Genomic DNA, 17,406 nt, shown 5'->3' on the forward strand with positions numbered 1-17,406 from the left:
ATTTTGCATTTTTGAATTTTAAATCTATCTATTTACTTCTTGTCTTTTCCCCTTCTTTGATAAAAAGTACAAAGAGCACCCAATTATGAGAATGAAGAAACCAATGAACAAATAGTTATACATAGATGTAGCAGTACTTGGAAGTTCATCATCACTGTCACCATTTTTCTCCTCAATGTCTTTATGGTCTGTGTCTTTGTCTATGTCTGTATCTTTGTCTTTGTCTTTGTCTGAATCCTTATCTTTGTCTCGGTCTGGCTTAGGATCTGGGTCAACTTGTTTTTCTACTAACCCATCGATCGCTGCCTGTAAGGCTACTAATGCATTTACTAATTCTGCTTCTGTTTGAATGACCTCTAGCTGTGCTTCCGCCTCTGCTATTGCAGCTTGCAGTGTTTCATATGATTCATCCGTATACACTTCATCCTCGTTTGAGATTGCTTTTGCTGATTCTATTAAATTCTCTAGCTCTGAAACATCAAGTACTGGATCAGGTTGTCTCTCAACTAAACCTTCAACAGCAGCTAGTAATGCTGAGATTGCATTCATTAATTCCTCTTCTGTTTCAATGACCTCTAGCTGTGCTTCCGCCTCTGCTATTGCAGCTTGCAGTGTTTCATATGATTCATCCGTATACACTTCATCCTCGTTTGAGATTGCTTTTGCTGACTCTATTAAATTCTCTAGCTCTGAAACATCAAGTACTGGATCAGATAACGAAGGTTGTAAAGCATTAATTTTTTCTTGTAAGGCTGCAAAGGCATTATTCAAATCTTGTATTGTCTCTATCGTTTCGAGAGCTGCCTCTGCTTCGGCTATTGCTATTTGTAAAGCTTCAAAAGACTCCTCTGTATATTCTCCTTCATCATTTGTATATGATTTTGCTGTTGAGATAAGATTTTCTAGTTCTGTTACATCCACTCCAGGTTCCGAATCACCAACCGCTTCAATCACTTGAAGGTCATGGATCGATAACCACCCTGGAACAGTAATGTCTTTCGTGTTTGTTACTTTTACAAATCTAGCGTCTACATCGTCGAACTGTACGTGAATGATATACTGATCATTTTCTTCTTGCTCAGCGACTGTTGTCCAGTTTTCACCATCAACAGAAATTTCTATTCGATAGCCTAGGAACCAATCTCTATGACTATCCTTTAATCCTCTTTCTTCCCAGTGAGAGCCAGAATCTACATAAACCGCATTGATAGTGTGTACTTCACCAAAGTCAACTTGATAATACATGCCGTCAGTCATATCTTCTCCTGATGACCAACGAGTACCTAAATCATCATCAATTGCGTAGTGTAAACCACTTGGTGCATCGTTCGCTTCTTCTTCGTGACTATGACTAGCAGATGGTATCCAGTTACTTCTATCTAGCGAGTTCTCCAAGTCTGCAATTGGTTCAAAGCAGTAATTACCTCCACAATCTTCACCTGGATCAGATGGGTCTCCTGGATCTCCCGGATCAACGGGTTCATATGGATCTCCTTCTTCACCCGGCCCTGGAAAACCTTCGCCGCCGAATTGAATCCAATTAATATTAGCTTCGCCTGATACATAGTAAACATATATGTCGTGATTGCCTTCTACATCAGATAACTCAGCACTTACCGTATTCCAGTTTTGCCAACCGCCTGTTGCATTCCCTTCAATAGAGGCAATGGATTCTCCATCTGGTGAATCGAGACGCAGTTCAATGTGATAATTAGAGAGTGACGCCGTCCGTAAGTAAACGGTATCCATCTGTTCTAAATTGAGATCCTCAAATTTCAACCACTCTCCAGGGCCTGTCCAACCGATGTTCTGCCCCCCACCAACATCCGATGTACCCTCTGTGTTTATTGCCGGTGATTTATCGTCATAGTGTTCTGCTTCAATACGGTTTTTAATAAATTCTATTGTATCTATACCTTCAAGCACTGGCGCTCCGTCCCCACCACTGTCGCGTGCTACTAGACTCATTTGCCACCAAATATTGTCGGTGTAGTTGTGACCGTCATCTTGTAAAGTATAAGTAACTTCACAGCCTCTCTTATACTCTTGTGGATGTCCGTGATCGTCATGGAGCAGGTCTAATCGCCACTCTAAATTCTCACATGCTATTTCTCCATCTTCAGCATCATACGCTCTTCCAACAAATGTAAATGTGTCGCCATTTCTAAAGAAAGTGTTATTGCTAGGCTGTAGAATTTCAACCACTGGCGGTGTGTTTCCAATAACAATAGTTGTATTCCAGCTTGCGACCTTTCCTGTAGCGTCTGTCACCGAGAGCCTTACGGTGTACTCCCCATTTTCAGAATAGGCATGCGTTGGACTTGCTTCCGTAGAAGTCGTTCCATCACCAAAATCCCAGTCAAATGTAATGTCATTTCCATCCGGATCATACGTTCCACTCGAGTCAAACGAGATTTCATCACCGATAAAAGCGTAATTTTTACTTACATTCACTTGAATAACAGGTGCCCTTTCCAATACTCCCCATGATATTTTTGTAATACCAGATTGGTCATTTACCTCCCACCAGGAAGAACCAAATTCTGCTATATAAATTGAACCATCTGGACCGATATCAACATCCATCGGGAGCAATAAGCCATCAATAAAATCTTCAACCGCTATAATCTCACCGTTTTCATCCGTATCTACTAATTTCATCCACCCTCGAACAAAGTCATAAAATAGTAGCTTACCGTGATGTGTTGCTGGGAATGCATTCTCCCCATTACCTGGGTCGTAGACAGGTCCGACATTCGATGTGCGTCCGCCACTTCCCCAAGGATCTTTATGTCCATACGGATAAAATGCGATTGGATCTACTGCTTCGTTTTCATGGAAATGAAGAATTTCTTCAGCAGTCGTTAATACATCATCAGCAGTGAAATTGCCTCTTACTGTTGAGAAATCAAAATTATTAGCAAAACTCTCGAACCTACTTAAGTAATTGACGTAAGGAGTATCACCAATGATATATGGCCACCCAAAGTTTTGCCCTGGTTCCGTTATTACATTGTATTCGTCATAATCACTACTGCTATCAGGTCCTACGTCACCGACATAAATGAACCCTGTCTCTTCATCGAAAGTAAAACGATAAGGATTTCGGAACCCGTAAGCATAAATTTCTCCTCGTGCTCCGTCCACATCAACGAATGGGTTGTCTTCTGGAATCGATCCATCCTTGTTTATTCGAAGGATGCTTCCTCTTAAATCACCAAGATTTTGTGCCGTTTCAATTGCTAGTGCATTAGGTCCGTTTGTGGCAGGTTTATTATCACCTGTTGATAAATATAACTTTCCATCTGGACCAAATTTGAGGTATCCTCCTTGGTGACAGCATTGTGGATCAGATGGCACTTCTAATAATAACTCTTCAGTGGCGGGATCAATCTCTCCATTTTCATACGTAAAGCGAGACAGGTTATTAATAATCTCTCCTTCTGAAGTATGCTCTGGTTCCGAATAATAAATAAACACGTGCCCGTTTTCATCAAACTCTGGATCAAGAGCAATCCCCATTACACCGTGTTCACCTTCTGTTGTAGTTGGAATGTTCAGAATTCTATTCGTAGAACCATTCGGCTGTGTTTCATATACTCCACCGTTAATACTAATGGAAAACACTCTACTATCATCTGTAACTTCTAACGCTGTCGGCCTAGGTACAGCATTCGTTAACTGCTCCTTTACTAACCCTGGCTTCGGAGATGGTAAATGACAGTCTGTATCATTCTCTATCCCAAATGCATATTCCAAGCCACCGAGAATATGCTGCTTAAAGTCTGGTTCAGATGACCAAGTTTGCGAGTGGTGACCTAGTGCAGTAATGAATACTCGACCTTCTTCTTGAGGGCTACACCATGCAGCAGGATGATCATCAAATTGTCCCCCGCGATTTCCACTAACAGAATCGGTGTCTAAACTTAAGAGAATGTGTTTTCCAGCATCTCTCGGGTTTAAATCTTCAGGGAAAATATAGACTTCTTCTAATTTCGTCCATTCCCCACTTTGAAGATGCCTTGTAGCCGGATGATCACTGTCCTCGACAAGATAGTTGACTTGTTGCACCCACGGATGTGATTGAAAATAAGTCCCGACCATTTCACCATATTCTGGCCAATCATATCCAGTATCAATCGCAGCATGAGCACCTACAAAGCCCCCACCACTTTCAATAAAGTCCATGATTGCTTGTCTCTCTTCTGTCGTTCCGAAATTACCAGTCGTATTAGCAAACATCATTGCATCAAAATCTGCTAAAAACTCAGGTGTAAATGCCTCTTCGATTGGCACATCACTGCCTCTAGCACTTGATGAGCTATCTGCAAACACTACTTCAAAGCCATTCTCTTGTCCCCATTGAGGCATAACATCTCGTATATCATTGATAGAGCCATGGAAATACCCCTCTGTATGGGTTACTACTAAAAGCCTGTGTGAACTGTCACTCGAATGGTCTCCGTTATGTGCCGTTACTGTGTTTGGCTGTAAAACCGGGGTAATCAATGTTGATAGCAATAATAATAACATCAAGAATACATTGAATTTCTGTCTTCTACTATTCAATTACTCTACACCTCCTATTTTTTATGCTAATACATCAAGGTACTCATTCTTGAAAAATAGAAAAGGTACCTAAAAATCTAACTTACTGTAATCTTCACCACCTCCTTAAATACATAGGACTTATTACTAGTCAGTTAAGTAGTTCTCCACTAATTTAGGCCTATAGTCCGAAAGCGCTTTGGATAAATGACGTACTTTTGTCCTCTTCAAATGAGTACAAGTGTTTTTTGGTACACACATAAGTAATTAAAGCGCTTTCATTTTTTAGTTTTAAAAAATGAAAGCATTGAGTATGAATATGTAAGTCCTTGCTTTCTTCTAGATTTTTAGATGTTTCTAATCATAGTTGTAAAATGTAATCCGTTACATTTTGATATAAAAATCGCGTTGTGACTTTAATCAGTGTAAAGTAGGAATGTAGAACACTAAGGAGGATGATACAAAGCTTTTAAGTTCCTTCAGCGGCATTGAAGTAGTATTTTATAGATGTAATCCGTTTCATAGAAAAGAATAACAAAGCACCTTTAAAGTGTCAATATATTCTTAATATTTTTAATTTTACAAAAATAGTTGTTTTTTTACTTTCTTCAGCAAAATGTGACCTCTTCGGAAGAGTTAGCTTCCTATCTCTGTTTCCAGAAATGAATAGATGTTTTGTTCAAAAATTAATAAAGATAGTTCAGTCTGTAGTAACACCTTCCTTGAACTATCTTCAGTAAGTTATTCAATTGCTTCAGGCATCTGCCTACTATTCAATAGCTTTTCTAGTTGCTTTAATGCACGAACTAAACGAAGACATACATCAGCTTCATTTACGGGCTCCACCATTTTCTTATTATTACAGTACTGATTTTTTTCTATAGTTACTATCGCTTCACAATCTGTTTGAAGATCTTCTAATAGTGTAGGAAGAATTGTTTCTTGTTTCGCGTAAGGTTTAGCCAAGACTAGCGAAAAGTCAATTCCTAAAAGTTTACCACGATTCACAATTAATTTAATGACTGCTGCATCCAATTCGTTATCGCAATCACCGGTGATAAAGACTTTGTTGACAACATTCTTATCTACCATATTTAAGAGTTCAGTTACATAAGGTAACATTTGAAATTTACTTTCGTTTGTAAACGTATGAAAGCTGTTATTTATTGGTGCTTCGCAAAACTCCTTTTGTTCGGGACTGAAGCAAACTCCAACGCTTTCAATATTACCTCTAAATGTATCCAATACAGATACACCGAGATCGCCCACCCCGACTAATAGAGTAGTAGGGAAATACTCTGGTTGTACATAATTAATTTTTATCATTTTGATGTAGCCTCCTACGTTTACAATATAATCATTTTAAAAAAATATGTATTGGTAAAAGCACACTATGTATATTAAACTATTACTACATTGGATAACTATTTTATAAATGTCATTATACCACCTTTATACCTTAATAACGAACATTTTTTCTATTATTTTACAAAAAAAAATATTTAGTAACCGATAAAACGAAATCTTTTCGTTTCTCCTTTGACTAGCACCCCACTATTTTTCATATAATTCTATAGGAAGTCCGTCCGGATCATTAAAAAAGGTATATTTTTTTTTCGTAATTCCGTCAATCCTTACCCTCTCAACTTTTATATTTTCAGATTTTAAGTGTTCCACTGCTTCCTCTACATTATTAACTTCAAATGCTAGATGCCTCAATCCAGTAGCTTCCGGGTAGCTTTGTCTTTTCGGAGGACTTGGGAATGAAAATAATTCTATTTGATAATAACCATTAACAGCTAAGTCTAGTTTATACGATTCCCGTTCAGCTCTATATACTTCTTGTAATATCTCTAACCCTAATATCCTCACATAAAAATCCTTCGACACTTCATAATTAGAACAAATAATAGCAATATGGTGTACTGCATTTATATTCATAACATAGCCTCCATCGTTCTATTTACTCTTTATATCATAGCTTAATCTAATAGGTGATTACACAATTTTTTTCACATATAAATGATTGTTTTTATTAATGTAAGGGAAGGAGTATTCATATAATACTAGCAGGAGGGGATAATCTTGTTTAGTAGACAGTATAATCTTTTATCGTGGATGTTGATAGTCATAGTCGTTCTATTAATGACCGCCTGCAATAACGGAGATGAGCCTGTAGAGGAAAACGAGGATAGTGATATTGCATCACTAGAGGCTGATATTGAGGCACTTGAAAGCATCATTGACCAACTTCAAGATGAGCTAGCGAAGCGAGATGAGACCATTTCGGAGTTAGAGTCTGAATTAGGCATTGAAGATTCTGATTCAACAGGTGAAGGTGAGTCAAACAACGAATCTCCTTCGTCCTCAGAGAACAGTACACTTCGTGAAAGAGCAAATTTAGTTGTAGGTTCATTAGAGAACAAAAATTTTAATACTTTAGCCAACTATGTTCACCCTGAAAAAGGGGTTCGCTTTTCACCATATGGCTATGTTGATACAGACGAACATCTTATTTTTCAATCAGAAGAAGTTAAAGGGTTTACTTATGATACCGAAGAGTATGAATGGGGTACCGAAGATGGAACTGGCTATGCAATCACATTAACTCCTTCCGAATATTATGAGGAATATATTTATATTCGCGACTTTAGCCGAATGTCTTCAGATATCGTGGAGAACGAGATTGAATCTTATGGAAACATCATTGTGAATGTAGAAGAAAAGTATCCCGAAGCTGAATTTGTCAGCTACTACGTAACCCCAAGTGATAATGAGTTAAATTGGGCAAATTTGATTCTTGCATTTGAAGAGTATGAAGGTGAATGGTACCTTGTAGGCATAGCGGTCGATAGATGGACAATATAATGGGGCGTTTTTTGGTGACGGATGGTGGCGAACCGTATTATGTGAGGGGCATCGGAGTGAGCGAATTTGAAAGCCGATCTTCACTTATTCTGTTCCCGCCATGTAACTAACGGTGATGGTGAATGCGATGGAAAAGTTGTTCTGTACTTTTTCAGTGGGTCCACGGATACCTCATTTTTGATAGAAGCCGACTTTCTTGTATAAAATAGAATGTGATTATACACTAACATAAAACGAGCGAGGTGAGGACAATGAGTAATCTTGAAAAGGCAACATTTGCAGGCGGCTGCTTTTGGTGTATGGTAAAGCCATTTGATGAGTTTCCTGGCATTCATCAAGTTGTTTCTGGTTATTCAGGTGGGCATACTGAAAACCCAACATATGAAGAAGTTTCTACTGACACTACAGGTCACCGCGAAGTTGTTCAAATTACGTTTAATCCAGAGGTTTTTCCATATGAAAAGCTGTTAGAAATTTTTTGGAGGAATATAGATCCGACAGATGCTGGCGGTCAATTTCACGATCGCGGTGAGCACTATAAAACGGCAATTTATTACCATTCTGAAGAACAAAGAGAGCTTGCTGAAGTGTCGAAAAGGAATTTAGAGGAAAGTGGTAAGTTTGATAAGCAAATTGTAACGGATATTCTCCCAGCTAAGACTTTTTATCCTGCAGAATCAGGACATCAAGATTATTATAAGAAAAATCCGTTTCACTATAACCGCTATTATGAAGGTTCTGGCAGAAAGGATTTCACCGAGAGCAAGTGGAAGGTGTCTAAAAACGAGGATGAATTAAGGGAGAAGTTAACAGCTATTCAATATGAGGTAACCCAAAACAACGGTACTGAACGCCCTTTTCAAAATGAATTCTATTCAAATGAGGATGAGGGAATTTATGTAGATATCGTTTCTGGAGAGCCACTTTTCAGCTCGAAGGACCAGTACGATGCCGGCTGTGGTTGGCCAAGCTTCACTCGTCCAATTAGCCACTATCATATTACGGACAAACTTGATCAAAGTCACGGCATGATTCGCACTGAGGTACGCAGTAAGTATGGCGATTCCCACTTAGGGCACGTTTTTAACGACGGGCCAAAAGAAGAAGGCGGACTCCGCTACTGCATTAATTCAGCAGCATTAAAGTTCATCCGTAAAGATGACTTAGAAAAAGAAGGCTATGGTGAATATAAAGTGATGTTTGAGGAGTAGGGGAGTAGGGGAGTAGGGGCTAGTACCCTGCTTCTTTTTTGGTTGGTTGGGTGAGGGAGGCGTGGGAGGTTGCGTTTTATTTATTGTTGTAACATTGCTCATGAACGGAAGAAAGGACTTTCTTCTTCCGTTCATGGATGTTTTCCTCACTGAACGAAATATTATAATCTACTTCACTTTCCTTTCTGTGCACATTTCCTTCTTAGAAAGGAATACTAACTTCTCTGGCTTTCCTTTCTATGCACACTTCCTTCTTAGAAAGGAATACTAACTCCTCTGGCTTTCCTTTCTATGCACTTTTCATCCTTAGAAAGGAATACTAACTCCTCTGGCTTTCCTTTCTGTGCACTTTTCATCCTTAGAAAGGAATACTAACACTTTTGGCTTTCCTTTCTGTGCATACTTCCTCCTTAAAAAGGAATACTAACTCCTCTGGCTTTCCTTTCTATGCACTTTTCATCCTTAGAAAGGAATACTAACTCCTCTGGCTTTCCTTTCTGTGCACTTTTCATCCTTAGAAAGGAATACTAGCTCCTCTGGCTTTCCTTTCTGTGCACTTTTCATCCTTAGAAAGGAATACTAACTCCTCTGGCTTTCCTTTCTATGCACTTTTCATCCTTAGAAAGGAATACTAACTCCTCTGGCTTTCCTTTCTATGCACACTTCCTCAATAGAAAGGAATACTAACTCCTCTGGCTTTCCTTTCTATGCACACTTCCTCAATAGAAAGGAATACTAACTCCTCTGGCTTTCCTTTCTATGTCCACTTCCTTCTTAGAAAGGAATACTAGCTTCTCTGGCTTTCCTTTCTATGCACTTTTCATCCTTAGAAAGGAATACTAACTCCTCTGGCTTTCCTTTCTGTGCACACTTCCTCCTTAGAAAGGAATACTAGCTCCTCTGGCTTTCCTTTCTATGCACTTTTCATCCTTAAAAAGGAATACTAGCTCCTCTGGCTTTCCTTTCTATGCACACATCCCAATAGAAAGGAATACTAGCTACTCTGGCTTTCCTTTCTATACCAATGTCCACTTCGCCACTAAAAAGGATAACAAATTCATCCAATCACATTACAAAAATGCACCTAACCAAAAACAATGATTCTGAAGTAATAATACTCCCAAATTACAATCCACTTAGCAAACTACTCTTTCTTTTTATACTTAAAATTACGGCCTTTCCCAATAAGTGTATATTTTTTTGATATTGCACTCCAGATTGCTTTTTCCGTTACAATCCCCCCACACCAATCATAGATTGTGCTTACCTTTATATCTTGCGTTGGAAATAGCAATTCAAACTCTTCAACACTTCTAAGAATAGCTCGAACACTGTCTTCTTTCTTACCACACTGTTTACAAAGCAACTTAAACTTGTTGTGTCTCACCATCTCCCCTCTACACTCTTTACACATAATCCCCTTTTTCAAATCTCCATACGTATAGCTCGGTAATTGAGTGTATCGGGATTCCTCTTGGTGGTAAGAAATTAATTGATTAGCCAGATGCATATGACGTTTTTGAAGCTTTTGGGAAGGATACTGAAGCTTTGTGATGAAGGATTTTAATTGTGATCTAAAGATAATTGGTTGATCCATTTTTGCGTTGTATAGTGTAAATTCGGGATTAATAAAAAGCAATTGAGGTTTTACCGAAAAACTTAAACCAAGCTCATTCAGTAGCTGGCGAAATAGGGACTCGGCTCGTTCAAGCTGTAGCAGAGGGTTTTTGTACTCTCTATTTTTGTTCCTTTTACAAAATTTGTTACCATCAAAATAAAAATCGCCCGTATAGTTTTTCACATCTACTAGGAAAATGGAATCGTAACAAATAATGACGGAGTCAATTTGAAAGGTTGTCCCATTTGACTCAATCAATAGATCATTAATGACTAAATAATCATCATTAATAGTTGCTATCCATTGATCAAATTCTAGTTCTCCTTCATAGCCTTTTTCAGTACTATAAAGCTGCTGTTCATACTCCTCCTGCAACTTCATTCTTGACGCCAACAGCCTTAAAATTACTAATTTCAATGGCTCTTTTCGATTTTTAATGACGCTCATGAAATACACATCTCCATTCTATATTTTTTTAATTTCATAGAGAAAATAGGATAATGTAACATCTGTGGAATATTGATATGATAAAAGAAGAATTTGGGAGAATAACTATCTATCTTAAAAGTAGTTATTTTTTGAGTCACTGTCAATAGTATTTTTAATAGAGGAGCTCAGCAAATATGGAGAAAACTGCAGTACTATTAGTAAACCTTGGAACACCCGATGCCCCAGATACAAAGTCAGTTAGGAAGTATTTAAAAATATTTTTATCAGATAAAAGAGTTATTGATTTACCAAGGTGGCGTTGGTTGCCGATATTACACGGAATTGTCCTTCGCTTTCGACCGAAAAAGTCAGCCAAGTTGTACAAATCTATTTGGACAAAGGATGGTTCGCCACTGTTAGTATACAGCCAAAAGCAGCAACAGCTTTTAGCTAATAGATTTGAAGGTAATGGAAACGTGAAAGTTACACTAGCAATGAATTACGGTGCTCCCTCTATCACAACTGAATTGGAGAAACTTCATCATTGGGGTGTTCGTCATCTTATCGTTCTTCCATTATTTCCACAGTATTCATCAACGACGACCGCTTCTGTGTGGGATCATGTTCAAAAGGTAATCTCAAAATGGCGTGACATACCTGAACTATCATTTATTAGGGATTTCCCTGATCACCCTCAATTCATTGAACTATTACAAAAACGCGTAGACGAATCGATCGAAGTAAATGGTACCCCGGATGCAATTGTTGCTTCCTACCATGGTATTCCAAATCGTTATGCTGAATCTGGTGACGATTATGTGAACCGATGCACAAGGACGACTGATGCATTAAGACGTCGTTTTCCAAGTGTCCCTATATTGCAATGCTTCCAATCAAAATTCGGAAAGGAACCTTGGGTTGAACCTGCGACGAGCGACAAGCTAATAGAACTAGCCAAAACAGACAAAAAGCATGTACAAATCATCGCTCCTGCTTTTACAGCTGATTGCTTAGAAACATTAGAAGAGCTTGAAGTAGAAAACCGCGACATTTTTCTCAGCAGTGGTGGCAAAGCCTATCATTATCTCCCTGCCGCAAATGACGATTCACTATTTATTGATTGTTTAGAAAGCTTGATAGTGGAACGATTAAAGGATTCACTTTGATTCGACAAATATTGCGCGAAAAATGTTATTATTTGTTGAAAAAATTCATAAATATGCGAAGTGTTTCGTTTTTTAACACGCTATGTGTGTTATGATAAAGAATGTAAACGTGAAACAATGAGTAAAGGAGAAATATTGACAATTGGTTTGCTTGTTGCAAGCTGTAATTGCAATATATTAATAGGATGGATATAAGAAATATTTTTTTAATTATTTTAGTACAAATAATACTTGTTTTCTTTTTTATCACTTCTATGGCGTTATATAACGAACGTCTATATATATTTGAGATACCAGTTCACTTGCTATTTATCATTGTCCTCAATGTATTATCGCTCTTTCTTCTAGCAAGGATGTATCGCCATACTGTAAAGAAAAAACTAACTTTAACAGAATCTACACATGAACAGGAATTCCATTCCCTTGTCGCCTCAGTTCGGTCTGACCGACACGATCTTAATAACCATTTAACAGTGATTTTAGGCCTAATGAAAATTGGGAATTATTCAAAAGCTCATGAGTATTTAAACCAAATGGTTGGCGATATACATATAAATAATAAAGCTTTGAGTATAAAAAATCCTATTCTTGCTTCGATATTGTTCTCTAAAATGGAACTATATCACCAAAATCAAATTGAATTCTCCGTTCATGTCGAATCAGAGGAAATAACACATATACTTTCTTCTACAGACCTTATCCGATTAATTGGGAACTTATTAGACAACGCCTTTGATGCAACGATGGAATTGACTGAAGAAAAACGGAATATTAATTTTCAAATTTATGAAAAAGATAAAGAAGTTGAAATAATCGTAGAAAATAGCACTGTTCAAGAAAGCTTTAATCGTGACTTTTTCAAAATGGGGCAATCATCAAAAGGGAAAACAGGAAAACGAGGCTACGGACTCTCTATAATTTCAGAAATAATAAAAAAGTACGATGGTAATTTTGATGTGCAATCAGAAAACAATATTGTCATCTTTCAAATTACATTTCCACAAGAGCAAGCTGTATAAATGAGAATTACTTTTGCACTAAGGTAGCTTTTCTATCGGTCTCTTAGGCACCAATTACCAAGGGCAATGAAAAAGTGGTGTTCTTTCACTTTCCCAGTGTCCCTAAGCAATGTGCGTAGCCGTCACAATCGGTAAAAAGCCTGATAGGAGTAGGTTTCTCATATCAGGCGAGCGACTGCAATACAAGTACAAGGCAACGAAAAGTTGCTCTGTACTTTTTCAGTGTCCTCACCAATCACCTTACCTAATCTACTTTATAGGACATTTATACATGATTGTATTAAAAATACTGTGAAATTTGTCGAATATGTGGTACAAATATACTAGGTATTTATTATCAGGTAGAGGAGACAATTTCATGTCATGGTATAGTTATTTTTTATTAAATGTTCCTGAAACATTATTAATGCTCGTAATTACTTTACTACTATTAGGTTTTTCCATTAAAGAACACGCAAAGCCTATCCTACTTGTTGCGTTTTTACAAGGAGCAGTTGCTTTTGCTTTAAGTATTTATATGCAAAATCCATTAAAGCCTTTTGTAACAATTATTACTTTCACAGTTTTAGTAGCCTTCTTATTTAAAAGGACTATGTTACAGGGGTTTACGATCGCTTTAATCGCATTTTTTATTTTGTCATTTTATGAAATTACGTTTTCATTGATCAACATGTATGTCTTTGATGCAGATTACACAGCAATACAAGCAGATCCATGGAAGCGAGTGACTACTGGATTTATCACAATTCAATTACCAATGCTCGTAACAGTACTTTTATTACTTAAGTTTAAATTAAAAATTAATATTCCGTTTTTAATTAAATAGATGGAGTAAAATTTACACAGTAAACTGTAATAGTGAAGTAACAATGAGGTGGTCAGGAGATTATACATCCAATGGCCACCTCTTTTTTTACGAAACCGAAATTATCTTTTTAATGTCCTTGATATTCTCATCAGTTAAAGTATTTTTAGAATACCTTAAGTCTACACTTATATCATGACTATAAGTAATTTTTACAGCCGTTTTCATAGCAACGATAAACGAATCTATGCAATCATATATTTTTACAATTTGGTTTATTTTCTGTTGATTTTCAAATAACTTATTAAAGTCCTTTTCTTGAAATGCACGATAAGTCTGTAAATATAAGCTTGGGTTAAAATTAGTTGTACCCCCGATTATTCCATCACCTCCAGAAAGTAAGTTTGGAATTAAAAATTCATCCAATCCAGACAACACTGAAAAGTCCTTCCTAACTGTTTTAATTTCTTGAATGTATTTTCTCGTGTTTGAAAAGTTACTCACCGTATCTTTTATTCCAACTAAATGATTATATTTTATAGCTAGCTTTTTCACTAATTCTATTGATAAGTTTGATGAGGTACGTTCAGGAAAATTATACAAAATGATAGGTATAGAAGATTGATCCAATATAGTGCTGTAATAATTTAATAGACTTTCTTCTGTTTGTCCTAGAAAGAATGGAGATATAACCATACAGGCATCAATACCAATGCTGTCAGCAACTTGATTAAATTTAACCACATCTGCGACATTGTTATCCCCTGTACCGACGATAACCTTTGTCCTTGTACCTACGAAATCTTTTATTTCCTTTGTATATGCAATTTTTTCGCTAAGAGTTAAATGCATAAACTCACCAATTGTGCCTAGCAATACAATTCCATCAATGTCTTGCTCAATTAAATCATTAATTAGCATTTTATTTGCTTCATAATCAATCTCTCCATTTTCGTTAAACAGTGTTACCAGTGGTGTATATATACCTTTAAACATCGGTTCACCCCTTTTATAAATATCCATCGGCAGATTTTTGAATAGTACTTAACAATAATTTGGTACCCAGCGCTACATCTTCTTCAGTAGAGTATTCTTCAGGACAATGGCTCAATCCGTTTTTACTACGAATAAATATCATTCCAGTTGGACATAAAGCATGTAAATTCATCGCATCATGTGCAGCACCACTTGGCATAATGAATGCTGGTATGTTATATTCATGAGCTGAACTTTCCATTAGAGACACTATATTTTCATTTAATAAAATGGGTTGTGTATTTTGGGTTGTAATAATATCGTACTTTAGGCTTCTATTTTCACAAATATCGTCTATATAATCTTTTATTCTATTAACCGCTTTTATTCTATTTTGAGGGTTAATATCACGATAGTCTAAAGTGAATTCTACCTTTTCAGGTATAACATTATGTCCTCCAGGATACGCCTTTATAAAACCTACTGTTCCACGAATTGTCTTTCCTTCCTCTAAAGCAGACCTTTCCACTTCTTGAATAACCATTCCGGCAGCAACCATAGGGTCTTTCCTTAACCCCATAGGTGTTGCCCCTGCATGACCTGATCTTCCGTAAATACTTACCTTCATCTGATAGGGACCTGCGATACCATTCACTATCCCTACTGGAATATCCTGACTTTCTAGCACTTCACCTTGCTCAATATGTAGTTCAAAAAATGCTGTGTAATCCCCTTTCGTACGTACTGCTTCATGAATTTCATCGGGTTTTGCACCAAACGATTTCATCGCATCTCGTAAAATCACTCCTTCATTATCTATTAACGAATCAACGATGCTATTGTCTAACCTTCCCGCTATCCCCATACTCCCCATTAATCCACCTGCAAACCTACTCCCCTCTTCATTTACAAATATCACCATTTCTATTGGTAGATCGGTTATAATATCATTTTCCTCAAATACTTGTAGTACCTCTAAGGCTGCTATGACACCAGCAACCCCATCAAATTTCCCTCCATTTGGAACTGTATCTAGATGTGATCCTGCTAATACTGGAGGACCTTCCCTCTTTCCTTTACGACGACCGTATACATTTCCTAAAGAATCACTCGTTACATGCAAATTAGCTTCTTTCATCCACTTTATAACTAAATCTGTAGCCTGCCGATCCTCTAACGAGAAAGCGAAACGGCTAACTCCTCCATGTTTCGTTGCTCCAATACATGATAATTGATGTATTCTCTCCCATACTCTCTTAGTATTAATTTCCATCTCAATCCCCCTTAGTAAAGTCGAAGGTATATGAAATAATAACTGCAGCTTGATAGTAAAACTATCAATACTGCAGTAATATATCTTTTTTTATAAGGCAATGATACACAAAAAATGACTTCTATAAATCATAATTTCTAGTTTTCTTGACCCACTTACCGTAGCCTTTCTCTCCGATTACTTCACCTTCCTGATATACTTTAGTTCCTCTCACAAAAGTTGCTAACACCTTCCCTGTAATATTCATGCCTTCAAACATAGACCATCCTGATTGTGCGCGAAGGTTTTTCGCTTCTATATTCCACTCTTTTTTATCATCAATGATGGCAAAGTCTGCATCACAACCTACTTCTATACTTCCCTTTTGTGGGTATAAACCCATTAACTTAGCAGGGTTATATGACATTAATTTTGCAAATGTCGGGAGATCTATGTTTCCTTTGTGAACACCTTCATGAAACACTAACGGAACCATTGTCTCTATACCTGGGCTCCCTGACGGATTATCGAAGACATTTGGTGCTTCCACACCTGGGTGTGGTGCATGGTCAGAAGACACCATATGTATTTTCCCCTCGCGGATTTTCTTCCATAAACCTTGCCTGCTATCTTCACTACGAAGTGGCGGGTTAATTTTAAAATGTGACCCTACTTTTTTCCAATGGTCCTCATTACTAATTAAATAGTGTGGACAAGTTTCTCCAGTAACCTTTACACCTTCAGCTCTAGCTTGCATAATTAAATCAAAAGACCGTGGAACACTTACATGTACAATATGGAGACGCATATCCAAAGCTCGAGCAAACTCGATAGCTGTATGAACAGAAACAACTTCTGTAAATTCTGGTCTTGTTTCATGATGTGCAGCTAAATACGTTTTGCCTTCCTTTGTATACTTATCAACTAAATAATTTATTACCCATTCATTTTCTGCATGGACCATTCCCACCTGGTTCACCTTAGCAATTCTTTCAAACATAGCATATAATTCACCGTCATCTACCGCTCTCATTCCATATGCATGCGCACCAGATGTAGTATGCATTAGCATTTTATATCCTGTAACGCCTTTATCAGCCACTTCAATGATATTATCCATTTTTTCTGGCAATCCAGCTGCTAATAGTGAAAAGTCTACAATTGCCTCTTTTGCCGTTTTTTCAGCTTTAGTATAGATGTCATCAGAACTACTAGGAGCACCACCTAAATCTAATGGGTGATCATTTATAGTTGTCACTCCTCCAGCAGCTGCTGCAGATGTAGAATTCCAATGACCTTCTTCCGCAGTTCCTAATGAATGTGTATGAGTATCTACAGCTCCTGGTAAAATAAGTAGATCACCATAATCTACTTCTTCTTCGGCTGGTGGCATTGTAGATTTATCACCGATACTTACAATTTTTCCATCTTTTACTGCAATTGACGTTCTATCATAAACACCGTGAGGACTTACCACTTTTCCAGTTAAAATTGTATCTACTGTCATACTAATCG

General features: G+C 37.3%; 12 protein-coding genes. 5 read left to right on the top strand and 7 right to left on the bottom strand.

Translation table 11 applies throughout. The features are described 5' to 3' along the window. Positions 1-24: 24 nt before the first annotated feature. The 3 genes from BCELL_RS18465 to gloA2 all read right to left on the bottom strand — a co-directional run bounded on the left by BCELL_RS18465 (position 25) and on the right by gloA2 (position 6,489). The gene (locus BCELL_RS18465) at positions 25-4,569 is read right to left on the bottom strand and encodes a ThuA domain-containing protein (RefSeq protein WP_013490302.1); all 4,545 of its coding nucleotides are present in this window, start codon (positions 4,567-4,569) and stop codon (positions 25-27) included. 720 nt (positions 4,570-5,289) lie between these two features. Beyond that, positions 5,290-5,874, bottom strand: a complete 585-nt coding sequence (locus BCELL_RS18470; RefSeq protein ID WP_013490303.1) for a hypothetical protein — start codon at positions 5,872-5,874, stop codon at positions 5,290-5,292. 228 nt (positions 5,875-6,102) lie between these two features. Further along, on the bottom strand, positions 6,103-6,489 hold the full coding sequence (gene gloA2 / locus BCELL_RS18475; RefSeq protein ID WP_013490304.1) for an SMU1112c/YaeR family gloxylase I-like metalloprotein: 387 nt from the start codon (positions 6,487-6,489) through the stop codon (positions 6,103-6,105). A gap of 144 nt (positions 6,490-6,633) precedes the next feature. On the opposite strand from gloA2, the gene BCELL_RS21795 reads away from it, so the two are divergent. Together BCELL_RS21795 and msrB are read left to right on the top strand one after the other, a co-directional pair. Further along, positions 6,634-7,416, top strand: a complete 783-nt coding sequence (locus tag BCELL_RS21795) for a hypothetical protein (RefSeq protein ID WP_013490305.1) — start codon at positions 6,634-6,636, stop codon at positions 7,414-7,416. A gap of 251 nt (positions 7,417-7,667) precedes the next feature. Continuing rightward, a complete protein-coding gene (gene msrB, locus BCELL_RS18485; RefSeq protein WP_013490306.1) occupies positions 7,668-8,627 on the top strand; it encodes a peptide-methionine (R)-S-oxide reductase MsrB in 960 nt (319 codons plus the stop codon). A 1,144-nt stretch (positions 8,628-9,771) separates the two neighbouring features. Here the strand turns inward: msrB and BCELL_RS18490 are convergent. Further along, a complete protein-coding gene (locus BCELL_RS18490) occupies positions 9,772-10,692 on the bottom strand; it encodes a nuclease-related domain-containing protein (protein WP_013490307.1) in 921 nt (306 codons plus the stop codon). Positions 10,693-10,868: 176 nt separating this feature from the next. Here BCELL_RS18490 and hemH point away from each other — a divergent pair, with 176 nt between their 5' ends. The 3 genes from hemH (at position 10,869) to BCELL_RS18505 (ending at position 13,685) form a co-directional block, all read left to right on the top strand. Next, positions 10,869-11,840, top strand: a complete 972-nt coding sequence (hemH, locus tag BCELL_RS18495) for a ferrochelatase (RefSeq protein WP_013490308.1) — start codon at positions 10,869-10,871, stop codon at positions 11,838-11,840. 185 nt (positions 11,841-12,025) lie between these two features. Beyond that, positions 12,026-12,859, top strand: coding sequence for a sensor histidine kinase (locus BCELL_RS18500; RefSeq protein ID WP_013490309.1), 834 nt, complete (start codon positions 12,026-12,028; stop codon positions 12,857-12,859). A gap of 358 nt (positions 12,860-13,217) precedes the next feature. Beyond that, entirely contained in the window at positions 13,218-13,685 is a 468-nt protein-coding gene (locus BCELL_RS18505) for a hypothetical protein (protein ID WP_013490310.1), read from the top strand. 87 nt (positions 13,686-13,772) lie between these two features. Here the strand turns inward: BCELL_RS18505 and BCELL_RS18510 are convergent, their stop codons facing one another. The 3 genes from BCELL_RS18510 to BCELL_RS18520 form a co-directional block, all read right to left on the bottom strand. Beyond that, the gene (locus BCELL_RS18510) at positions 13,773-14,660 is read right to left on the bottom strand and encodes a dihydrodipicolinate synthase family protein (protein WP_013490311.1); all 888 of its coding nucleotides are present in this window, start codon (positions 14,658-14,660) and stop codon (positions 13,773-13,775) included. Positions 14,661-14,673: 13 nt separating this feature from the next. Further along, a complete protein-coding gene (locus BCELL_RS18515; RefSeq protein ID WP_013490312.1) occupies positions 14,674-15,912 on the bottom strand; it encodes a M20 family metallo-hydrolase in 1,239 nt (412 codons plus the stop codon). 121 nt (positions 15,913-16,033) lie between these two features. After that, entirely contained in the window at positions 16,034-17,398 is a 1,365-nt protein-coding gene (locus tag BCELL_RS18520; protein WP_013490313.1) for a dihydroorotase, read from the bottom strand. Positions 17,399-17,406 lie beyond the last annotated feature (8 nt).

The organism is Evansella cellulosilytica DSM 2522 (assembly GCF_000177235.2).
GTDB lineage: Bacteria > Bacillota > Bacilli > Bacillales > Salisediminibacteriaceae > Evansella > Evansella cellulosilytica.

Bases quoted from the DNA above. Each gene is read 5' to 3' on its own strand.
- hemH (WP_013490308.1), top strand. From the start codon at position 10,869: ATGGAGAAAACTGCAGTACTATTAGTAAACCTTGGAACACCCGATGCC.
- BCELL_RS18500 (WP_013490309.1), top strand. From the start codon at position 12,026: ATGGATATAAGAAATATTTTTTTAATTATTTTAGTACAAATAATACTT.
- msrB (WP_013490306.1), top strand. From the start codon at position 7,668: ATGAGTAATCTTGAAAAGGCAACATTTGCAGGCGGCTGCTTTTGGTGT.
- BCELL_RS18505 (WP_013490310.1), top strand. From the start codon at position 13,218: ATGTCATGGTATAGTTATTTTTTATTAAATGTTCCTGAAACATTATTA.
- BCELL_RS18520 (WP_013490313.1), bottom strand. From the start codon at position 17,398: ATGACAGTAGATACAATTTTAACTGGAAAAGTGGTAAGTCCTCACGGT.
- BCELL_RS18510 (WP_013490311.1), bottom strand. From the start codon at position 14,660: ATGTTTAAAGGTATATATACACCACTGGTAACACTGTTTAACGAAAAT.
- BCELL_RS18470 (WP_013490303.1), bottom strand. From the start codon at position 5,874: ATGATAAAAATTAATTATGTACAACCAGAGTATTTCCCTACTACTCTA.
- BCELL_RS18515 (WP_013490312.1), bottom strand. From the start codon at position 15,912: ATGGAAATTAATACTAAGAGAGTATGGGAGAGAATACATCAATTATCA.
- gloA2 (WP_013490304.1), bottom strand. From the start codon at position 6,489: ATGAATATAAATGCAGTACACCATATTGCTATTATTTGTTCTAATTAT.
- BCELL_RS18490 (WP_013490307.1), bottom strand. From the start codon at position 10,692: ATGAGCGTCATTAAAAATCGAAAAGAGCCATTGAAATTAGTAATTTTA.